Source organism: Streptomyces scopuliridis RB72 (genome assembly GCF_000718095.1).
GTDB lineage: Bacteria > Actinomycetota > Actinomycetes > Streptomycetales > Streptomycetaceae > Streptomyces > Streptomyces scopuliridis.
Genome location: NZ_JOEI01000011.1, coordinates 1 through 19,664 on the forward strand (window position 1 = coordinate 1; position 19,664 = coordinate 19,664).

The 19,664-nt window shown below is 69.3% G+C and carries 18 protein-coding genes; 9 read left to right on the forward strand and 9 right to left on the reverse strand.

Features of this window, described 5'->3' with window-relative positions:
• Nucleotides 1-98: 98 nt before the first annotated feature.
• The gene (locus IF11_RS0115550) at nucleotides 99-404 is read right to left on the reverse strand and encodes a transposase (protein ID WP_211266751.1); all 306 of its coding nucleotides are present in this window, start codon (nucleotides 402-404) and stop codon (nucleotides 99-101) included.
• Between the two features lie 79 nt (nucleotides 405-483).
• On the opposite strand from IF11_RS0115550, the gene IF11_RS0115555 reads away from it, so the two are divergent.
• A complete protein-coding gene (locus IF11_RS0115555; RefSeq protein ID WP_030352183.1) occupies nucleotides 484-921 on the forward strand; it encodes a hypothetical protein in 438 nt (145 codons plus the stop codon).
• A 705-nt stretch (nucleotides 922-1,626) separates the two neighbouring features.
• Here the strand turns inward: IF11_RS0115555 and IF11_RS0115560 are convergent.
• From IF11_RS0115560 to IF11_RS0115570, 3 genes are all read right to left on the reverse strand, one after another.
• Nucleotides 1,627-2,958, reverse strand: coding sequence for an enolase C-terminal domain-like protein (locus IF11_RS0115560; protein WP_030352184.1), 1,332 nt, complete (start codon nucleotides 2,956-2,958; stop codon nucleotides 1,627-1,629).
• A 132-nt stretch (nucleotides 2,959-3,090) separates the two neighbouring features.
• Nucleotides 3,091-4,428 (reverse strand): gluconate:H+ symporter, encoded by a 1,338-nt coding sequence (locus IF11_RS0115565; protein ID WP_030352185.1) that lies wholly within the window; start codon nucleotides 4,426-4,428, stop codon nucleotides 3,091-3,093.
• Between the two features lie 143 nt (nucleotides 4,429-4,571).
• Nucleotides 4,572-5,531: a 5-dehydro-4-deoxyglucarate dehydratase gene (locus IF11_RS0115570; protein ID WP_030352186.1), complete on the reverse strand. Its 960-nt coding sequence runs from the start codon at nucleotides 5,529-5,531 to the stop codon at nucleotides 4,572-4,574.
• A gap of 420 nt (nucleotides 5,532-5,951) precedes the next feature.
• Between IF11_RS0115570 and IF11_RS38920 the strand changes: the two genes are divergently transcribed.
• From IF11_RS38920 to IF11_RS0115585, 3 genes are all read left to right on the forward strand, one after another.
• A complete protein-coding gene (locus tag IF11_RS38920) occupies nucleotides 5,952-6,512 on the forward strand; it encodes a DUF2690 domain-containing protein (RefSeq protein WP_078490707.1) in 561 nt (186 codons plus the stop codon).
• A 194-nt stretch (nucleotides 6,513-6,706) separates the two neighbouring features.
• On the forward strand, nucleotides 6,707-7,495 hold the full coding sequence (locus tag IF11_RS0115580; RefSeq protein WP_078490708.1) for a 2OG-Fe(II) oxygenase: 789 nt from the start codon (nucleotides 6,707-6,709) through the stop codon (nucleotides 7,493-7,495).
• A gap of 202 nt (nucleotides 7,496-7,697) precedes the next feature.
• On the forward strand, nucleotides 7,698-8,429 hold the full coding sequence (locus tag IF11_RS0115585) for a 2OG-Fe(II) oxygenase (protein WP_030352188.1): 732 nt from the start codon (nucleotides 7,698-7,700) through the stop codon (nucleotides 8,427-8,429).
• Between the two features lie 384 nt (nucleotides 8,430-8,813).
• Here IF11_RS0115585 and IF11_RS0115595 read toward each other — a convergent pair whose 3' ends face one another.
• The gene (locus tag IF11_RS0115595) at nucleotides 8,814-9,890 is read right to left on the reverse strand and encodes an LLM class flavin-dependent oxidoreductase (protein WP_051745952.1); all 1,077 of its coding nucleotides are present in this window, start codon (nucleotides 9,888-9,890) and stop codon (nucleotides 8,814-8,816) included.
• Between the two features lie 212 nt (nucleotides 9,891-10,102).
• Here IF11_RS0115595 and IF11_RS40875 point away from each other — a divergent pair, with 212 nt between their 5' ends.
• Complete coding sequence (locus tag IF11_RS40875; protein WP_157848435.1) at nucleotides 10,103-10,276, forward strand: hypothetical protein; 174 nt, start codon at nucleotides 10,103-10,105, stop codon at nucleotides 10,274-10,276.
• A 129-nt stretch (nucleotides 10,277-10,405) separates the two neighbouring features.
• On the opposite strand, the gene IF11_RS0115605 is transcribed toward IF11_RS40875, so the two are convergent.
• Nucleotides 10,406-10,933 carry a DUF4142 domain-containing protein gene (locus IF11_RS0115605; RefSeq protein ID WP_051745953.1) on the reverse strand — a complete coding sequence of 176 codons (528 nt, stop codon included), beginning with the start codon at nucleotides 10,931-10,933 and terminating at the stop codon, nucleotides 10,406-10,408.
• Between the two features lie 392 nt (nucleotides 10,934-11,325).
• On the opposite strand from IF11_RS0115605, the gene IF11_RS0115610 reads away from it, so the two are divergent.
• Both IF11_RS0115610 and IF11_RS0115615 read left to right on the forward strand, forming a co-directional pair.
• Complete coding sequence (locus IF11_RS0115610) at nucleotides 11,326-12,072, forward strand: SDR family oxidoreductase (protein ID WP_030352191.1); 747 nt, start codon at nucleotides 11,326-11,328, stop codon at nucleotides 12,070-12,072.
• A 118-nt stretch (nucleotides 12,073-12,190) separates the two neighbouring features.
• Nucleotides 12,191-13,168 carry an SDR family NAD(P)-dependent oxidoreductase gene (locus IF11_RS0115615; protein WP_051745954.1) on the forward strand — a complete coding sequence of 326 codons (978 nt, stop codon included), beginning with the start codon at nucleotides 12,191-12,193 and terminating at the stop codon, nucleotides 13,166-13,168.
• Between the two features lie 3 nt (nucleotides 13,169-13,171).
• Here the strand turns inward: IF11_RS0115615 and IF11_RS0115620 are convergent, their stop codons facing one another.
• Together IF11_RS0115620 and IF11_RS0115625 are read right to left on the reverse strand one after the other, a co-directional pair.
• Nucleotides 13,172-13,924, reverse strand: coding sequence for an SDR family NAD(P)-dependent oxidoreductase (locus IF11_RS0115620; RefSeq protein WP_030352193.1), 753 nt, complete (start codon nucleotides 13,922-13,924; stop codon nucleotides 13,172-13,174).
• 97 nt (nucleotides 13,925-14,021) lie between these two features.
• Entirely contained in the window at nucleotides 14,022-14,453 is a 432-nt protein-coding gene (locus tag IF11_RS0115625; protein WP_030352194.1) for an Rrf2 family transcriptional regulator, read from the reverse strand.
• Between the two features lie 341 nt (nucleotides 14,454-14,794).
• Between IF11_RS0115625 and IF11_RS0115630 the strand changes: the two genes are divergently transcribed.
• A complete protein-coding gene (locus tag IF11_RS0115630) occupies nucleotides 14,795-16,270 on the forward strand; it encodes a short-chain fatty acid transporter (RefSeq protein WP_030352195.1) in 1,476 nt (491 codons plus the stop codon).
• Nucleotides 16,271-16,313: 43 nt separating this feature from the next.
• Here the strand turns inward: IF11_RS0115630 and IF11_RS0115635 are convergent, their stop codons facing one another.
• Nucleotides 16,314-17,270 carry a hypothetical protein gene (locus tag IF11_RS0115635; RefSeq protein WP_030352196.1) on the reverse strand — a complete coding sequence of 319 codons (957 nt, stop codon included), beginning with the start codon at nucleotides 17,268-17,270 and terminating at the stop codon, nucleotides 16,314-16,316.
• Between the two features lie 316 nt (nucleotides 17,271-17,586).
• Between IF11_RS0115635 and IF11_RS0115640 the strand changes: the two genes are divergently transcribed.
• Nucleotides 17,587-19,626 (forward strand): ATP-binding protein, encoded by a 2,040-nt coding sequence (locus IF11_RS0115640; RefSeq protein WP_030352197.1) that lies wholly within the window; start codon nucleotides 17,587-17,589, stop codon nucleotides 19,624-19,626.
• Nucleotides 19,627-19,664 lie beyond the last annotated feature (38 nt).

Consider the following 19,664-nt stretch of genomic DNA (forward strand, 5'->3'; position numbering starts at 1 on the left):
TTCCACAGGACCCACCCTCCCCGCACACTCGAAGCCCTGAAGCGCCTGATCGAGCACCACGACGAGATCAACTCAAGCAGTAGTTAAATTACGGGTCCTCACCAGCGCGTCTCCGTCGCGAAATACCGGGCCGCCTTACGGAGGATGTCGCGTTCTTCCTCGAGTTCGCGGATCCTCTTGCGTGCTGCGGTCAGCTCCGCCTGAACGTCGTTGCCTTCGGTTCGGGCAGCGGTCGGCGGTGCGGAGTGAGCGCCGGGCTGGCGCCCGTCCGCGGCTCGGATCCAGTTCCTCAGCGTCTCGGTGTTCACCCCGAGATCAGCGGCGACCGACTTGATTGTCGCTCCCGGCCTCGACCGGTACAACGCGACCGCGTCCGCCTTGAACTCGGCGGGATAGTGCTTCATCCCCACAGGGACTCCGTTCTCCTGGACCATCAAGATCCAAGTCTCTCCGGTGTCCAAAATCCGGGGTCAAGGTCCCCCCTTGTGCAACCCCCACCTCCGGCACACGCTGTACGGCCTGGTCCCGTACATGCCCTGCTCCTACTCCTGCTCCGCCACCATGAAGTTCGCCGACCGCCTCCACGAGGTCATCCGCACCGAACTCCCGAGCTACGCCAAGGCGATCGAGCAGGCCATAGCCAAGCCGCTGCTGTGTGTCTCCGAGCTTCGGATGTACGGCTTCGAGGGGGAGACCGTCCACCAGAACGACGGCACGGTCACCATCACCTACTCCGGAGCCAAGTCCCTCTATCCGATCGAGGACACCGATCCGCTGTGGGACCTGCTCCGCGCGGGCGATCGCTGCACCGTCGACGGCAACATCATCCACGTCGGCCGTGCGGATGCCTACATCGCGGGCTACGAGGCCCGGGGGGATCATCACGGTCCGGAGTGCCCGTTCGTCATCTCCTTTTCCTGACCCGTTCGTTCTCTGCGGGGGCCCCGTTACCTTCTTCGTGGCCGCGCAAAGGGGCTCCCGGCCTCCGATCCGGCATGACTGTTCCTGCGGGTGCCGATAATTTATCCGCGCAGGTCATCGACTTACGAAGGGCTTACAGAGGTGCACGAGGAAGGAGAGGTCGAACGCGTTCAATAACTCGCCATGCAAAGTGGAGCACGTTCAATAACCTCGTCCGGTGTGCACATCCGCCTCGACCTCAGCAAGATGTGGCGTGATCTCCTTCGTGACGCTTTTCGTGTTGAATGGAGGCGATGGCGCCGGAGACCCTGCGCGCGTATGCGGGCGCAGGGAGGTAATGGTCGGCGTCGTCCCGACGCGCTCAAGGACGCCTGACCGCGCTTCGGGTCACTCGATGGAGGCGTAACGTCCTCGGCCTGCGCCATGGTGACTCTGGCGGCCGTGTAGCGTGCGGTACATGCTTTGACTGCGTTGTACGGCGCAGTACAGCGGGGTGTGGCTGTTCAGGTCTTCAACGCGGTGCCGAGCGCGTTGCTGGGGGTCAAGGGGTCGCAGGTTCAAATCCTGTCGTCCCGACCAGCGTTTTCGCGGGTCGTAGGCGGTATCGGAGACATCCGGTACCGCCTTTTCCGTAGTTCTGGGGACCAGAGTTCTGGGGACCAACTGGGGACCAGCCGCGAACAGCCCGACATCGCCCGATCACGTTCAGTAGCGCACAAGGCAGGGGCGTTTGCTGTCGAACTTCCAGTCGGGGACGAGGTAGCGCATCCCGATGGCGTCGTCACGCGCCCCCAGTGCCTTCTCCCGGTACAAGTCGTGTGCCGCGAGGAGGCGGTCCATATCGATCCGGACTCCCAGACCGGGGGCGTCGGGTACGGCGATCTCGCCGTCGATGATGCGGGGCGGGGCGGTGGTCAGCCGCTCCCGGCCTTCTTGCCAGATCCAGTGCGTGTCCAGGGCGTTGTACTCGCCCGGGGCCGCCGCTCCGCAGTGGGTCACCATGGCCAGGGAGATGTCGAAGTGGTTGTTCGAGTGGCATCCCCAGGTCAGGCCCATCGCATTGCACAGCTGAGCCACGCGCACCGAGCCCTGCATGGTCCAGAAGTGCGGGTCGGCCAGCGGGATGGATACCGACTGGAGGGCCAGGGCGTGGGTCATCTGCCGCCAGTCGGTGGCGATCATGTTGGTCGCCGTGGGGAGGCCGGTGGCGCGCCGGAACTCGGCCAGGATCTCGCGTCCGGAGTAGCCGCCCTCGGCTCCGCAGGGGTCCTCGGCGTACGCGAGCGTACCGATCAGGGGCCGGCACAGCTCGACTGCCTCGCGCAGCGACCACGCGCCGTTGGGGTCGAGGGTGATACGGGCTTGGGGGAAGCGGTCCTTGAGCGCGCGTACGGCCTTGACCTCCTCGCCGCCCTCCAGGACGCCGCCCTTGAGCTTGAAGTCGCGGAAGCCGTACAGGTCGTAGGCGGCCTCGGCCTGACGGACGATCGCCTCGGGCGACAGGGCCTCTTCGTGCCGGATCCGGTACCAGTCCACGGCGGAGTCGGGATCACGGACGTACTCCAGGTCGGTGCGGTCGGGGTCACCGACGTAGAACAGGTAGCCGAGGACCCGGACGGAGTCGCGCTGCTGCCCGTCGCCCAGGAGTGCCGCGACGGGGACGTCGAGGTGCTGCCCCAGGAGGTCGAGCAGCGCCGACTCGACGGCGGTGACGGCGTGGACGGTGGTACGCAGGTCGAAGGTCTGGTCGCCCCGTCCGCCGGAGTCGCGGCCGGCGAACCGGTCCCCGATCTCGCGCAGGACGCGCTTGTAGTCGCCGACCTTCGCGCCGACGACAAGGGGCTCGGCATCACGCAGCGTCTGGGTGATCTTCTCTCCGCCCGGTACTTCCCCCAGCCCCGTACGTCCCTCGGAGTCCTTGAGGACCACCACGTTACGGGTGAAGTAGGGGCCGTGTGCGCCGGAGAGGTTGAGCTCCATGCTGTCCCGGCCGGCGACCGGGTAGACGGAGAATGCGGTGACGGTCGGCAGGCTCATGACCGGGTACCCCCGGGTGTGCGGCGGCTGTTCGCCGGGGTGGCTGTCAGTGGCATGGGGGTGGTGGCTCCGATTCTCGTCAGGATGCGTTCTGTTGAGAGGGGATCAGCGGGCTCAGAGGTTTTGGAGGCTTCAGAGGTTGAGGACGTTGAGGGCCCACTCGACCACCAGGACGCCGCCCAGACCGAGGATCGCGAGCACCGTCGTGTAGGTGGTGCGGGCTTTGATCGCGTCGATCACCGAGAGGTTGAAGTACTCCTTGAACATCCAGAATCCGGGGTCGTTGACGTGGGAGAAGGCGATCGACCCGCAGGAGACGGCAAGGACCATGAGCTCGGGGTGGACCCCGCTGCCCGCCAGAAGCGGCAGCACCACGCCGGAGGCCGTGACGACGGCGACCGTCGCCGACCCGAGAGCCACTCGGAGGATGACCGCGATGAGCCACGCGAGGATGATCGGCGAGACGGGCCAGCCGTGGGTGAGGTCCTTGATGTAGTCGGAGATCCCGCCGTCGACGAGGACTTGCTTGAAGGCGCCGCCGGCGCCGATCACCAGGAGGATCATCGCCATCGCCTGCGCCGCCGAGGTGCAGGACGCGCTGACGTCCGCCAGGCTGCGGCCGATCCGCGGTCCGAACGCCCAGATCGCCAGGAGCAGGGTCAGCAGGAGCGCGATCGGCGCTGATCCGATGAAGGCGACGAAGTGCAGGAACGGGTTCGAACCGGATACGGCCATGTCGGTCACCGCGGCGCCCGCGATCAGCACCACGGGGAAGAGGGCCACGGACAGCGACCAGGCCATGCCGGGCATCTCCTCGTCGGCGAACACGCGCTCGCTGACCAGGCCCTTGGGGATGGAGGGGTTCATCGCCCTGACGAAGGGAAGACGCGGCCACACCAGGGCGATGAGCGCACCGATCGGGACGGCGATGAAAAGGCCGTAGAACAACGTCAGTCCGACGGAGGCGTGGAAGGCCGCGGCCACGGCGGTGGGGCCGGGGTGGGGCGGGAGGAAGCTGTGCATGGTGGACAGGGCGATCGACATCGGCAGCCCGACCCACAGCAGGTTCGCCCCGGTGACCCGGACGATGGTGAACGCGACGGGCACGATGATGACGAAGGCGACCTCGTAGAACATGGTGACGCCGATGAGCATCGCCGTCACCACCATGGCCACCTGGACCCATCGTGGGCCGAAGGCGTCGAGGAGCTTGCCGGCTATGCGCTGTGCGGCGCCGGAATCCCCCATGACGCGGCCGACCATGGCACCGAGCCCGATGGTGAGCATCGTGTCACCGATCTGGCCACCGATGCCGTCCGAGAGGATGTCCGGGATCTCCGCCACCGGAATCCCCTGGACCAGCCCGACCCCGACCGCGACGAGCAGGAGGGCGGCGAAGCCGTTCACTCTCAGCTTGGTCATGAGGAAGAGCAGAATCAGAACGCTGATTCCGACTACGAGCAGAGGCATGTCAGTTCCCCTTTGAACTGTGGGTCGAGTAGCCGGAGGGTCCGCGGGACCGTCGGAGGGCGTGGAGGAGCGGCAGGGCACAGGACACTGGTGCGAGGCGATACGGGCGGGTGGTGGGCGGCGATCCTGCGCTCGCGGGCGCGTCAGCCCGGTCGTCGTACGGTCCCCACCAGGTTCAGGCCGTCGTCCAGCACCCGCGTCAGCTCGGCGAGTTCGTCCGGGTCGGGGTCGGTGAGCGGGGCGCGTACCGGACCGACCGGGAGGCCGCGCAGCCGGGCGGCGGCCTTGACCAACGAGATGGCATAGCCCGGCACCCTGTCGCGCAGTTCGACCAGCGGGACGTAGAAGTCCCGCAGGAACTTGTCGACACCCACTCCGTCCCCGTCTCGCAGAGCGGTGAAGAAGGCGTTCGCGATTTCGGGCGCGAAGGCATGGACGGCCGAGGAGTAGGCGGGAACACCCACCGTGCCATAGGCACGGGCCTGGATCTCGGCGGTGGCGGCGCCGTTGAAGAAGAGAAAGCCGTCGGGTGCCGCGAGCGTGAGGCGCTGGAGACGGTCGAGGTCGCTGTGCCCGTCCTTGAGTCCGATGACGGTGGGGATTTCCGCGATCCGGCGCAGGCTGCCGGTGGTGAAGGCGACCTGGCCGCGCTGGTACGCGATCAGCGGCAGCCGGGTGCCGGCGGCGATCCGGCGCAACTGCTCCACCAGACCGTCCTGCGGTGCCTCGACCAGGTAGTGGGGCAGCACCAACGCGGCGTCCGCGCCCGCCTCTTCCGCGATCCGTGCGAATCGCAGCGCCTGCGCCCAGCCGTAACCGATGCCCGCGACGACCGGCAGCCGGCCGTCGGACACCTCGACCGTGGCCGTGACGACCGCGCGGTACTCGTCCTCGTCCAGCGCGCCGAACTCCCCGGTTCCGCAAGCGGGGAACACCGCGCCCGGTGCCGTGGCCAACTGGGCGGTCAGGTACGCCCGGTACGACTCCAGGTCGAGGCTGCCGTCATCCCGGAAGCTCGTGAGGGGGAAGGCCAGCACCCCACGCGCCATGCCGTCACGCAGCCGCTGGGCAACGCCTTCGACCTCCGCGCAGAACCGTGTCATGAATCCCGTCCCTATATGCAGATGGCGTCCATGTATGGGAATGGAGGCTAGGCTGGTGAACCCGGCGGGGTCAATGGGTGCGGCCGACGCGGATTCACGATGTGCCGATGCCGGATGGCGTAGGCGCCCGCGAAGCGAAGTCGACGCACGGGGCCACCGGACTCTCAACGCCGCGCGATGGTCTGCCTTCTGGTCTCTCACCAGGCGGCTGCGCCGGAGCAGCGGATCGCGACCCCCCGCGGTCTTGTGGTGTCGCATGACGATCTCCGGCTGCGGCGCGCGGCGGGCCGGCCGGCCCGGTGGGTTGTGGCCGGCGTCTCTCACTTCCTTGTTCAGGGGCGCACGTGAACGCACTTGAATGCTCCCTTTGCTCCCACTCCGCTCCTTGACGCCATGGGAAGGGGCAAAGAACGTGAATCCATGGCTACGAGTGACACCGAGGGCAGCTCGGCCGCGCCTCCCGAGCCCGCACCGCCCGCTCCCGGCTGGCGCCGCAGGCTCAATCTGAATCGCAACGCGGCGGCGTTAGCCTTGGTAGGCGTCATCGCAGGTGCGCTTGCGGCTGCTTTCCTGACCCCGCTTGGGGATCATTGGATGAAGGCCCTCCTCGATGAGCCGACCTGTCCCGGCGAAGCGTGTGAGGGCAAGAATCCTCAGAATCAAGGCTGTGGCGAGGACGCCCGCACGTTCAAGCCCGAGGCCAATAACCCTGCCCTGCTTCAGATCCGTTACAGCGAGGATTGCAAGGCGGTTTGGGGGAGGATTCAGCGGGGCAACCCTGGGGACCTGGTCACGGTGAAGGTCGCCGGCGGTACCGAACGAACCGCAGAGATCGAATATGACGACGATAAGTTCACCAACATGGTCGCCACTCCGGATGGCGAGTTCCAGGTAACAGCCTGCGCGATTCCGAAACCTGGCGGCAAAAGTACCTATGAGACCTACTGCGTGCATGCCACCGAGGCCACTGCCTGGCGATAACCGAGCGGTGCCGGTTGTGGGCACAGCTCTCCATCACGGTGTCGACCGGTCGGCACGGAGTCGGAGCGCGATGTCCGATGAGCGCCAGCTTTCCCGCTCGGGGCAGCTCACCATTGATCAACGAGCGGGTCCGCACGGGCTCCCGGCCCCGGCCCCCCCCGGCACCGGCCGGCATCACCGCAAGGAAGCACACCATGAACCACCCCGCCCAGCTGTTCGGCGACGCCCCCGCCACCGGGGACGTACCGCACATCCCGCACACCCCGCATGTGCCGTACGACAAGGACCTGCCCGCGCTCGCCGAGCTGAACTGGCCAGCGCTCTATGAAGAGTTGAACGAGAACGGTGTCGCGCTGACCCCACCGCTGCTCTCGCACGCGCAGTGCCGGCAGATCATCGGCACCTTCGACGACGCGGCGATGTTCCGGTCGGTTGTGGTGATGCAGCGGTACAACTTCGGCCGTGGCACCTACAAGTACTACGCCAACCCACTGCCACCGCTCGTGCGGGCGCTGCGCGAGAAGCTGTACCCGCCGCTGGCGTGGATCGCCAACCAGTGGGCCCCGATGCTCGGCGAGCGCGCCTTCCCGGAGACGCTCGAAGAGCTGACCGAGGAGTGCGCGGCCAACGGACAGCACCGCCCCACTCCGCTGATCCTCAACTACGGCGAGGGCGACTACGCCTGCCTGCACCAGGACATCTACGGCGATGTCGTCTTCCCCCTGCAGATCGCCATCATGCTCAACCGGCCCGGCGAGGACTTCACCGGCGGCGAGAACGTCTTCGTCGAACAGCGTCCGCGCTTTCAGTCCAAGGCGATCGTCGTCAAGCCGGAACTCGGGCAGGGCATGATCTTTCCCGTCCGGCACCGTCCCATCCCGGGCAAGAACGGCTACCGCCGCCACCCCATGCGCCACGGCACGAACGCCGTCGAATCCGGGCAGCGCAACACACTCGGTGTCATCTTCCACAACGCCCGCTGACCCGGTCCGCAGGCCCCCGCCACCCCCCCCGGAGCGGACAGCACCCTCAAGGGCTACGCCGGCGGCCTGGAGCGCAAGCGACAACTGCTGGACCTCGAAACATCCGACATCCACCACGCCGCATGAGCGGCTCACAGCGGTCGCGGGGCCACGCGCGCAACGCCACAGTGGCCCTGCGACGTCCACCGCCCGGGAGAGCACCGTGATCCACACCACCCACCTTGAACCCACGCTCGCCGCCCGGGTCGACACCGCGGACTGGGAGGCGCTCACCGGCGAGGTCAACGCGTACGGCAGCACCCTGACCGGCAGGCTGCTCACGCCTGACGAGTGTGCCTCGATCGTCGCCTTGTACGACGAGGCCGAGCGCTTCCGCACCACCATCGACATGGCCCGCCACCGCTTCGGCTCCGGCCAGTACCGCTACTTCACCCACGAACTACCGGAGCCCGTAAGAGAGTTGCGGCAGGCGTTCTATCCGCGCCTGCTGCCCATCGCTCGTGACTGGGCCGCCAAACTCGGCCGGCCGTCCCCGTGGCCGGACACACTGGAGGAGTGGCTCGCGCGCTGTCATGAAGCCGGCCAGTCCAAGTCCGCGCAGATCCTGCTGCGGTACGGCGCCGGGGACTGGAACGCCCTGCACCGCGACGTGTTCGGCGAGGCCGTCTTCCCCCTCCAGGTCGTCATCGGTCTGGATGTGCCCGGAGTCGACTACAGCGGCGGTGAGTTCATCATGACCGAGCAGCGCCCGCGCGCGCAGTCCCGCGGATCGTCCACGACCCTGCCCCAGGGCCACGGGCTGATCTTCACCACCCGCGACCGGCCCGTCGCCTCCAAGCGCGGCTGGTCCACGGGCCCCATGCGGCACGGAGTGAGCACCGTCCGCTCCGGCCGGCGGCACACCCTCGGCCTCGTCTTCCACGACGCGAAATGACAGCCCGGACCGCTGACCGGCGCATGTACACGCTCTGCGGCCCGGACAACATGCCGTATCGGAGTAGTACGCCGGGCACGCTCGGCGGACACCGGCGCGGAAAGCTGTACGGGCGCCTGGACTGCCCCTCGGCGCTCCGTGCGATAGCCCGCGGCCACTACCTGCGGTACCGGGTCTTCTTCGCCGACGAGGCCACCGCCATCGCCGCGGGATACCGGCCGTGCGCGGTGTGTCTGCCCGCCCAGTACCAGCGGTGGAAAGCCACCCCCGAAGAGTCGGAGGAGAGCAGCACTTCATCGCGCCTTGGCACCGTGCACGTACGACACCGAGTGGGGTATGCCCGTGCGCGGGGAGCGGCCTCGGCCTCGGCGAGGTACGGAGCCGCTAGCCCATCGGCGTGCTCCGCGACATCGGCGTCACGGGCGCTGACGCAGGGGCCGGGGAGGGGGTCCGCGGGCCGGTCAGCCCCAGCAGCCGCGCCAGCCGGGCGTACGAGTCGAGCAGCGCCTCGCGGTCGTAGGTGCTGGTCGTGACCAGGAATTCGTCGGCCTCGCTGCGCGCCAGCAGCTTCTGGAGACCGGCCGCCACCTCGTCCTCCGTGCCGTACAACTGCCCGCGCCGCGCCTCCTCGAACAGTGTGCGCTCGCGCTCCGTCATGGGGGTGGCGAGAATCCTGTCGACCGAGGCCAGCGGCGGGAACTCCCCGTGGGTGCGGGAGTACGCCGTCGACCAGGCCTCCGGGAGCAGCAGCGAGCGAGCCTCCCGCGTCGTCTCCGCCACCGCGACTGTGCCGGACAGGACGACGTACGGCCGCTCGCCCCAGGCGGAGGAGCGGAAGCCGCCGCGGTACTCCTCGATGGCCCGGAGCATCGCGTCCTCACCCCGTACGGCGGCGATGACCAGCGGCAGCCCGGCCTCCGCCGCGACCCGCGCGCCCTGCCCGGTGGCCAGGACGAAGACGGGGACCCGCAGCCCCTCGGCGGGGTGGGCGTGGACCTGGGGGTGCGCGGTCTGGGTGCCGGTGAAGTATCCGAGGAGTTCGGCGAGCTGCCCGGGGAAGTCGGCCGCGTCCTGTTTGTCCCGGCCGAGTGCCTTGCGTATCCCGTCGGTGAACCCCACCGACCGCCCGAGACCCATGTCGATACGGCCGGGAAAGAGGGATTCCAGCACCCCGAACTGCTCGGCGACGACGAGGGGTTGGTGGTTCGGCAGCATCACACCGCCGGTTCCGACGCGGATCGTCGACGTGGCGGCGGCGACGGCTGCCGCGAGTACGGTCGGAGCCGAGCCGGCGACGCCCGGCACGCTGTGGTGCTCGGAGACCCAGAAGCGGTGATAGCCGAGGGCCTCGATCCGCCGTCCGAACGCCACGCTGTCGCGCAGCGCCTGAGGGCCGTCCGACCCCTCCCGGATACGGGAGCGGTCCAGCACGGAGAAGGGAACAGTCGCTGCGATACTCACACCTGGTGCAACAACCGTGCCGTACGAGGATTCCCCCAGGCCGAGGCCGAGGCAGAGGCAGAGGCGGAGGCCGAGGCCGAGGCGGAGGCCGGAGGTTCACCGTCCCTCCGCCGCGCCGGGAGGACGGAACCCTGCCGAGATCGTACGAAACCCCGCCCCTGGTGCGGGTCGGCCGCTAGGTTGGCGTTCATGTTCCACACCTGGGGGCCGCGATGAAAGCGTTCTGGACCGTCCTGGCCATCCTCTTCGCAGCCCTCGCCGTCGGAACCATCGCCTCACTGAACGAGAGAGCCGGATCCGGTACGTCGCTCGGGATCGGCGACATCGCCATCACCGCGGTGCTCGCCACCCTGGCCTGGGCCAGTTGGAAGAGCGCCCGACGGTGAGGTACCCGCCGGCAGAAGGCCGCAGGGCTGTCGTCGACTGCCCTGCGGCCCTTGCCGTATGTCGCGGTGGGCGACCGAGTCCCCGAGGCCGCCCACGGTCTCCGGCCGTTCCGCCGGTCCCCGCGGGGATCAAGACCGTTTGATGCGTGCCTCGCAGGCACGGATCAGTTCCAGGTGCTTCGCCACTACGGGGCGTGCCGCCCGGGCAGCCGACTTGACCTCGGCGTTGCCTCCGGTGGCGGTTTCGCGGTCGATCAGGGCCAGCGTCTCCTCGCGGGTCCTGGTCTCGGTGGTCAGCCAGTTGGTGTCGTACGCGCTCGTACCCACGTTGGCCTGCATGGCGGTCATCGCCTTCTCCTGCACGGAGGAGGGCGAGGGCGACAGTGTGACGTGCAGTGTGCTCGCCAACGCCTTGACGCCGACGTCCAGCTTGCTGTGGTCGCGCACCAGCGTGGCGCCGGCCGACTTCACGCATGCCGCCTTGGCGTTCTTGCGTGCGCTCCGTCCGGCCGCGATCTCCGCCAGGTTGCCCTGGTGAATCGCCTTCAGGAATGGCGCGTCATCGGTGGCCGGGGCCGCCGCGTACGCGGAAGGCGCGGATAGGCCGGCCAGTGCCGCCAGCATCGTGGCGGCGGCTATGCGTCGCACAGCGATCATCTGCGTTGCTCCCTTCGCCCGGTCCGGACCGCACACGGGTCGACGTCGGACCGGTCGCTGGACGGGCACGCGAGTCGGTGCCCGGAGCCCATGCATTCCCTGGCGGAACGGACCGGTCACACAATCGCTTCTCAGTCACACGAATGGCCGCGACATTCGCATCGAGCCGGAGGCCCGCTCGACGTGTCGCGCGCCGTCGCCGACCCCGTCCGTCCGCGGGCGTCGTGGTAACTGCGGCGAGGCATGTGCGAGGCCCGGAAGGGGGCTCCTCGTAGCGACGCTACGGACGAGCGACGCTACGGACGATCGATACCGTCGCTAACCGAAAAGTGTTAGCGTTGCTCTTGTCGGGTTGCGAGCAGCGCTACCCGGTCGAGACAAGGAGCAGTGCCATGACCGAGCAGACCGTTTCTCCGCGTCGGGTAGCGATCGTCACCGGAGGATCCCGCGGCATCGGCCGCGAGAGCGCCGAGCGGCTGTCCGCCGACGGATTCGCCGTCGTCCTCAACTACGCCGGCAACAACACCGAGGCCGAGGCGGCGGTCGCCGCCATCACCGCCGCCGGCGGGCAGGCGATGGCGTTCCGCGCGGACGTGGCCGACGAGACGGCCGTAGCGGCGCTCTTCGACGCGGCGGAGGACGCGTACGGCGGGATCGACGTGGTCGTGCACGCGGCGGGCGTCATGACGCTGGCGCCGCTGGCCGAGATCGACCTGGACGCCCTCGACCGTATGCACCGCACGAACATCCGCGGGACGTTCGTCGTCGACCAGCAGGCCGCGCGCAGGCTCCGGGCGGGCGGGGCGATCATCAACTTCTCCAGCTCCGTCCTGGCGCTGGCACTCCCCGGCTACAGCGGCTACGCCGCCACCAAGGGCGCGGTCGAGGCCATCACACTGATCCTCGCCCGGGAGCTGCGCGGCCGGGACATCACCGTCAACGCCGTGGCCCCCGGACCGACCGCTACCGCGCTGTTCCTGGACGGCAAGGACGAGCAGACCATCGCGAAGATGGCCGCCCAGGCACCCCTGGAGCGGCTGGGCACCCCGCAGGACATCGCCGAGGTCGTCTCCTTCCTCGCCGGTCCCGCTCGCTGGGTCAACGGGCAGGTGCTGCGTGCCAATGGCGGCATCGTCTGACGGTGCAGGGCCCGTTCGGCACTCCGTTTCCCGGGCGCGCCCCTTCCCCGCCTCTCCAGCGGCTTCTTCCGCCGCTGCCGCACCCCAGCACCCCATCAACCAACTGAGGAGTTCCGTCATGGGCAAGACCATCGTGATCACGGGCGCCGGGTCCGGATTCGGAGCGCTGGCCGCCCGCGCCCTCGCCCGGTCCGGCCACTCCGTCTACGCCGCGATGCGCAACACAACCGGCCGCAACGCGGGCCGGGTCGCCGAGGCCGAGGCATACGCGGCCGAGCACCACGTGGACCTGCGCACCGTGGAACTCGATGTGCTCTCGCAGGAGTCCGTCGACGCGGCGGTCAACACCGTTCTGGCCGAGGCCGGTTCGCTCGACGTGGTCATCCACAACGCCGGCCATATGGTGACCGGCCCCACCGAGGCCTTCACGCCCGAGGAACTGGTGGCCGTCTACGACACGAATGTGCTGGGGACCCAGCGTGTCAACCGGGCCGTGCTGCCTCATCTCCGGGCCCAGCGGCACGGATTGGTCCTCTGGATCGGCTCCACGTCCACGCGCGGCGGCACCCCGCCCTATCTCGCGCCGTACTTCGCCGCGAAGGCGGCCATGGACTCCCTCGCGGTCTCCTACGCCGCCGAGCTGGCCCGCTTCAACATCGAGACCTCCATTGTCGTGCCGGGTTCCTTCACCTCGGGCACCAATCACTTCGTCACCGGGGGCCATCCCTCCGAGCAGACTGTCGTGCCCGCCTACGAGGCCCGCTACGCCGGTCTGATGGACCAGGTCTCCGAGCGCCTGGCCGCGCTCGCCCCTGCCGACGCCGATGTGTCGCAGGTGGCCGACGCCATCGTCGAGGTGGTCGACACACCGCACGGCAGCCGCCCCTTCCGGGTCCATGTCGACCCCGCGAACGACGGCTCCGAAGAGGTCAGCGAGGTCGCCGACCGTATCCGCGCCGAATTCCTCACCCGCATCGGCCTGGACGACCTCCTCGCCCCTCACGCCGTTGGCCAGGGGGCACAGGGCTCGGCTCTCAGCGCAGCCGAGGCGGCGCTGATGACCGAATGGCCCGACCGGCTCTCGAACGCTTCCTGACGGTCAGATCTGGGCGAGGCCTCCGTCGACGAAGAGCTCCGCGCCGGTGGTGAAGGAGCTCTGGTCCGAGGCGAGGAAGACGGCCATGGCGGCGACCTCGTCCGGGCGGCCCATCCTGCCCAGCGGGTTCTGGGCCGTGAAGCTGTCCTTGAGCTTCTGCCGGACCTGCGCGTTGTCGCCCGCCAGGCCCTCGATGCCGGGGGTCTCGATCGGCCCCGGGGCGATGGCGTTGACACGGATCCCGCGGCCGGCGAGCTCCGCGGCCCAGGTGCGGGCGAGGTTGCGGATGGCGGCCTTGGTGGCGCTGTAGACGCTCATCGCCTCGACGCCCAGCGAGGCGTTGGTGGAGGAGAGCACGATCACGGACGCGCCGTCGGGCAGCAGCGGCAGGGCTTTCTGGACGGTGAAGATGAGCCCTTTGACGTTGATGTCGAAGGTCGTGGCGTAGTGCTCCTCGGTGATCTTCCCGAGCCGTGCGAGTCCGCCGCCGCCCGCGTTGGCGACCACGACGTCCAGGCGCCCGCTGCGGGTCCCGATCGTCTCGAAGAGGGTGTCGAGATCCCGCAGGTTCGACACATCGCTCTGTACGCCGACGGCCCGTTCCCCAATGGCTTCCACGGCGGCGTCCAGTTCGGGCTTGCGCCGTCCGGTCAGATAGACGGTGGCGCCTTCTTCGGTGAACCGGCGTGCGGTGGCGAACCCGATGCCCGTCGAGCCGCCGGTCACGAGGGCCACCTTGTTTTCCAGCTGTCCCATGACATCCATCCCTGAGGTAATGAGTTTTGTTACATTAAAGAGTGCGAAAAACGATATACGCACGCACTCGCGGTACGACGCGCCGAAAACGCCAGTCCTAGCGCGCGGCCAGCACGTTCTGGAGGACATCGGCCAGCGTGGTGCGAGCCAGTTCATCGCGCAGGACGACATCGATTCCGTCGTACACGCTCTGCATCGTCGGCCGGATCCCGAAACCCACCGGACAGTCCAGGTTCGGTTCGGCGCGGTGCATGGCGAACAGGGGGCTGGGCTCCACGGCGTCGTAGACGTCCAGCAGTGTGATGGCTTCGAGCCCGCGCGCCAGGGTCCAGCCCGCGCCCGCACCACGCCGCGATTCGACGATCCCGGCCTCGCGCAGCTCTCCGAGCAGGCGTCGGATGACCACGGGGTTGGTGTTCACGCTTCCCGCGATCTGCTCCGAGGTGGCGATCTCGTGCCCCTGGCGCCGGTGGAGTTCTATCCAGGTCAGTGCGTGGGCCGCGATCGTCAGCCTGCTGTTCGCGCTCACTCGTTCTTCACCTCCCGTACCCTCCCGTGCCTTCCACCCGTACCTTCCGCACCCCCGATAGTCGCAACGGTAAGTGTTACGACAAAACGCGTCAATCGTCGCGTCGACCGGCGCCTCGCGTCCGGGTCCCTGCGTGTGGTCACCGTACTGATCCTCACGGACCTACCGGAAGTCGAGTCACCACATGATGTGGTCGCGCGCTATGTGGATCACCTCCATTGTCTTCCGGCCAGGAGCGGCCGAAGATCCTCGGCACCGCACACCTGGACTCGCGGTCCGGCGATCCACGGACACGGGTCCCCGGACCGCGGCAGCCAGGACGCTCTACAGGAGGACACCCGATGACCACAGCGCCCCCGCGGGAGCCGGCCCCACCGACCGGCAAGGAGCCCTGGCCGGCGCGCATGGCGCTGCGCTTCACCGCGTTCTCCGAGAGATGGCTGCCCGACGCGCTGGGCTTCGTGCTGGTGGGTACGTTCGCGGTCTTCGCGCTCGGGCTCGTGACCGGCGAGGATCTGTTCGGCGCCCCGTCGGATCCGGCGGCGACGACCGGGTACGGACTGGTGGACGCGTGGGGCCAGGGCTTCTGGTCCCTGATCACCTTCACGCTCCAGATGGCGATGATCATTATCGCCGGGTACGCGGTCGCGGTCTCACCGCCGGTCGGGCGGCTGATCGGCCGGCTCGCGCGGGTGCCCCGTACCCCGCGCGGCGCCATCGCGTACACCGCGGCCGTCGCGATGGTGACGTCCTATCTGAACTGGGCCTTCAGTCTGATCTTCACGGCGATCCTCGCCAAGGAGATCGCACGCAGGGTCCCGGGCGTCGACTACCGGGCGCTGGGCGCGATGGCCTTCCTCGGACTCGGCACCGTATGGGCCCAGGGTCTGTCCGGGTCCGCGGCGCTCCAGGTGGCCAGCGCCGCGTCGAGCCCGCCCGCCGTGCAGAAGGTCATCGAGGAGGGGCGCGGCAGCGGTCTCATCCCCCTCACGGACACCATCTTCCTCTGGCAGGGCATGGCGGCCACGGCGATCGTGTTCGTCGTCGCCGTCGGTATGGCGTGGTTCCTGTCACCGTCACCGGAGCGCGCGAAGACCGCCGAGGAGATGGGCGTCGAGCTGGGTCCCAGTGTGGCGGAGGGACGTGCCGAGCTGCGCCGAGGCCGACCGGGGGAGTGGATCGAGTACAGCCCCGTCTTCGCGATCCTGCTCTTCGCGCTCGGAGTCTGGTACCTGGCACGGCACTTCGCCCGCGCGGAGGGCAGCGCCCTCAACGCCCTGGATCTGAACACCGTCAACCTCATCCTCATCCTGCTGGCGCTCATCCTGCACTGGCGTCCGGTGCGGCTGGCCCAGGCGGTCAAGGAGGGGACACCGGCGGCTTCGGGCGTACTGCTCCAATTCCCGCTGTACGGCGGGATCTTCGGGATGATCGCCTTCACCGGGCTGAGCAAGACCATCGCCGGCTGGCTGGTGTCGGTGTCGAACGAGTTCTTCTACCCGGCCCTCATCGCCATCTACAGCTGTGTGCTCGGTGTCTTCGTCCCCAGCGGCGGCAGCAAGTGGGTCATCGAGGCGCCCTACGTCCTGGACGCGGCCAACCAACTCCAGGTGAACCAGGGCTGGGTGGTCGTGGTGTACGACCTCGGCGAGGCGAGCGCCAATCTGCTCCAGCCGTTCTGGATGCTGCCCACGCTGACGATCCTCGGGCTCAAGGCACGCGACATCATGGGCTACACCTTCGCGATGTTCCTGGTGTGCTTCCCGGTCGTGCTGATCCTCGTCACCCTGTTCGCCCGTACCCTCCCCTTCCCCTGAGCGCGAGTGCCCAGCGGTACCAGAGGGTGGGGGCGCGGCGGCGTCAGGTCGTGAACCCCGCGTGCACATGGTCGTGATGGGTGTTGTCGGTGAAGAACTGACCGGGCGCGCCTCCGGAGAGCCGGACCGGTCCGCCGACGTTGTACGAGCCGGCCGCCGCCGCGTCCCGCATGAACGACTCGACCAGCCGGCGCGAGGTGGCCGGATCGACGACCCGGTGTCCGTCGATCTGCCAGACGTCGAACGCCCGGCCGCGCAGATGGTCACTGGGCCGGCTGGTGCCGAACACATTCAGCGGATGGCCGGAGCGCACCACACTCACGTACATCCGGTACGTACCGGCCAGCCGCAGCAGGGCTCGCAGCACGCTCGGATGGACGTTCCCGCTGCGGATGTCCGCCTCGGCGGCGGGAGGCAGCAGGATCCGTGACTCGGCCAGGACCCGGCGCGCGGCGTCGGGCAGCGAAGCGGCGGCGGCGCCGGGGCGCGCCGGGTGCAGCGCGGTCACGTCCCAGCGTGGTTGCGCCCGGCTCAGCCGTACGTCGACGGTCGTGCCGCCGGCGTGCCCCGGGGTCCACTGCCGGCACACCACCAGCACGCTGGCCGAGTCCGCCAGGATCCCGCCGTACTGCGCGTCGATCACCTGGAGGGCGGCCTCGGGCGCGCCGGGCAGCAGCGGCCCCGCCTGATCCACCAGCGACGGCGCCGCCCCGAGCGCGGCCACCCGCTTCTTCGCCGCCGCCGCACCGCCCTGGCCGGGGGCCCAGGCGCCGATCGCCTCCACGACCTGTACGGCACGCAGCTTCACGGCGGGGTCGATATCGTCCCGGTCGGGCCGCCAGGGCGTGGTCGCCGGCAACGAGGAGGACGGCGCGGGCGAACCGGACCGGGACGCCGAGGCGGACGCGGGCGCGGACGGGGAACCCGAGCACCCCGCCACTCCCATCAGCAGCCCGCCTGCTCCCAGCAGCAGCGCCCGCCGGCCGAGTGGCTGTCCCATGCTCCACCTCGTTCGTCTCCCCGGCTCTTCGCCTTCCTCCAGCCTGCGGGGGTGGACGCCACTTCGCATGCGGGCTGTGGCGAACGCGGCACTTGACCGTGCTCGTACCGCTGACCGTGCCCGGACCGGTGACCGTGCCGTTGAGTGACCGTACTGCTGTCCGCGTCGGCTCGCTGCCCTTGGATCACCGGAATTGCCCACTCGTGTCCGAACCGTGTGGATGGTTGATTGTTCTGGGTCCACTCCCGGCCGATTCTGGCCGTTTCCGACCAGGGGTGTAGGCCGTTGACCGCAACAGGGCCAGGATATAGCCGTGGTGGGCAACCTTCCCGTCGTGACGACCAGTTTCGTTGGCCGAAACAGCGAGCTGGACTGGATCGAACGGGCAATCGCGGAGCACCAGTTGGTCACGCTCACGGGCAGCGGTGGCGTGGGCAAGAGCCGGCTGGCGCTGCGTGCTGCGGAGCGGGCGGACGGCTTGTTCCCGGATGGGGTGTGGTGGGCGGATCTGTCGCCGTTGTATGACGAGAGGCTGCTGCTGGGGACGGTGTGTGATGCCGTCGGGCTGTCGGATCATTCGTTGCGGTCGCCGGTGGAGGCGTTGTGCGAGTGGCTGGCGGAGCGGCGGTTGCTGCTGGTGCTGGACTGCTGCGAACGCACGGTGGCGGCGGTCGGGCATCTGGTCGGTGAACTGCTGACCGCCGCACCAGGGCTGACCGTGCTGGCCACGAGCCGCCAGCCGCTCGGGGCGCGGGGTGAGCACTGCCTCGACGTACTGCCGCTGCCCCTGGAGGGCGACGACGAGGCGCTGCGGCTCTTCCGCGACCGGGCGGCCCGTACCGCGCCCCAGATGTCGCTGGACGACCCGGGCACGGCCGCGGCGGCGGTCCGGATCTGTCACCGCCTCGAAGGCATTCCGCTGGCGGTCGAACTGGCCTGTGCCCGGCTGGCGGATCATTCCGTCGAGCAGGTCGCGGACCTGCTGACCAGTCGGCTGGATGTGCTGACCGATGACAATGTCTGGCCCCGCCGCCACCGCGCGCTGCGTACGGCGATCGGGTGGAGCCACGAGCTCTGCGCGCCGCTGGAACGTCTGCTGTGGGCCAGGCTCTCGGTCTTCCGCGGCGACATCGAACCGGACGACGCGCGCGCCGTCTGCACCGGCGGCCCCCTGACCCCCGACGCGGTCACCACCGCCCTGGCCGGACTCGTCGCCAAATCCGTCCTGCGCAGGGACGGTGGCGACGACGGCCGTTATCGCATGCTGGACACGATCCGCGAATACGGCGCCCTGTGGCTGGGCGAGCTCGGCGAGGAGCGGCTCCTCGCCGACCGGCACGCGGCCCACTTCGCCGGCCTCGCGCGCCGGGCCCACGCCGGCTGGCTCGGTCCGGAACAGGTCGCCTGGTACCGGCGCATCGCCGAAACCCACGCCGATCTGTGCGCGGCCATCGACCACCTCCTCGAACACGACCCCGAACAGGGCGTGGAGATGGCGGGCCGCACCGGACTCTTCTGGAGCTGCTGCGGCCACCTCCACCAGGCGCGCGGCTGTCTGGAACGCGCGCTGCGCCTCCACCCCGCCGGAGGACAGCACCGCACCCGTGCTCTCTGGGCCCTCGGCATCACCCTCGCGCTCCAGGGCGACCATGAGGCCGCCCGCCGGGTCGGCGAGGAGTGCAGCGTCTCCGCCTGGCACGACCGCGATCCGGAATCCCTGCTCTCCGCGGCCCACCTCGTCGGCTTCAACTGCCTGATGATGGGCCGCCCCCTCGCCGCGCACACCGTCTGCGACCGCGCGCTGCGCAATCTGCCGGGCGACCCGCTCGACGCCCCGTCGCAGCTGCGCTGCCGGGTGATAAGGCTCTTCGCGCTCACCGCGCTCGGCCGGCTCGATGACGCGCGCGAAGAGGCCGCCGGGCTGCAACGGCTCAGCCTCCGCTACGGAGAGCGCTGGGCGCGCGCCTACGCCGACCACCAACTCGCCTTCATACACCTCTTGCAGGGCCGTCCGCGCGATGCCGAGAGCCATGCGCGCGCGATGCTCGCGGGCAAGTACGAGCTGCGCGACAGCCTCGGGATCGCTCTCGGTCTCGATCTGCTCGCCGGAGCGATCGCGGTCCAGGGCGACGGTGTGGAGGCGGCCCGTACGTACGGCACGGGACACGCGTACTGGCGCATGATCGGCCACCCCCATCGCGGCTCCCCCGAACTCGGCGCGCTCCGCGAGGAGTGGGAGCGGCGGGCACGCGAGGCGGCGGGCGACCCCGCTTACGAGAGGGCGTACGACCGGGGGCTGGCCGACGACGCCAGGAGCGGGCTCGTCCGCGCGCTCCAGGGCCATCTGCCCTCGTAGAGCCCCCGGCACCGGCCGGCCGCGGGAGGGCCGGCCAC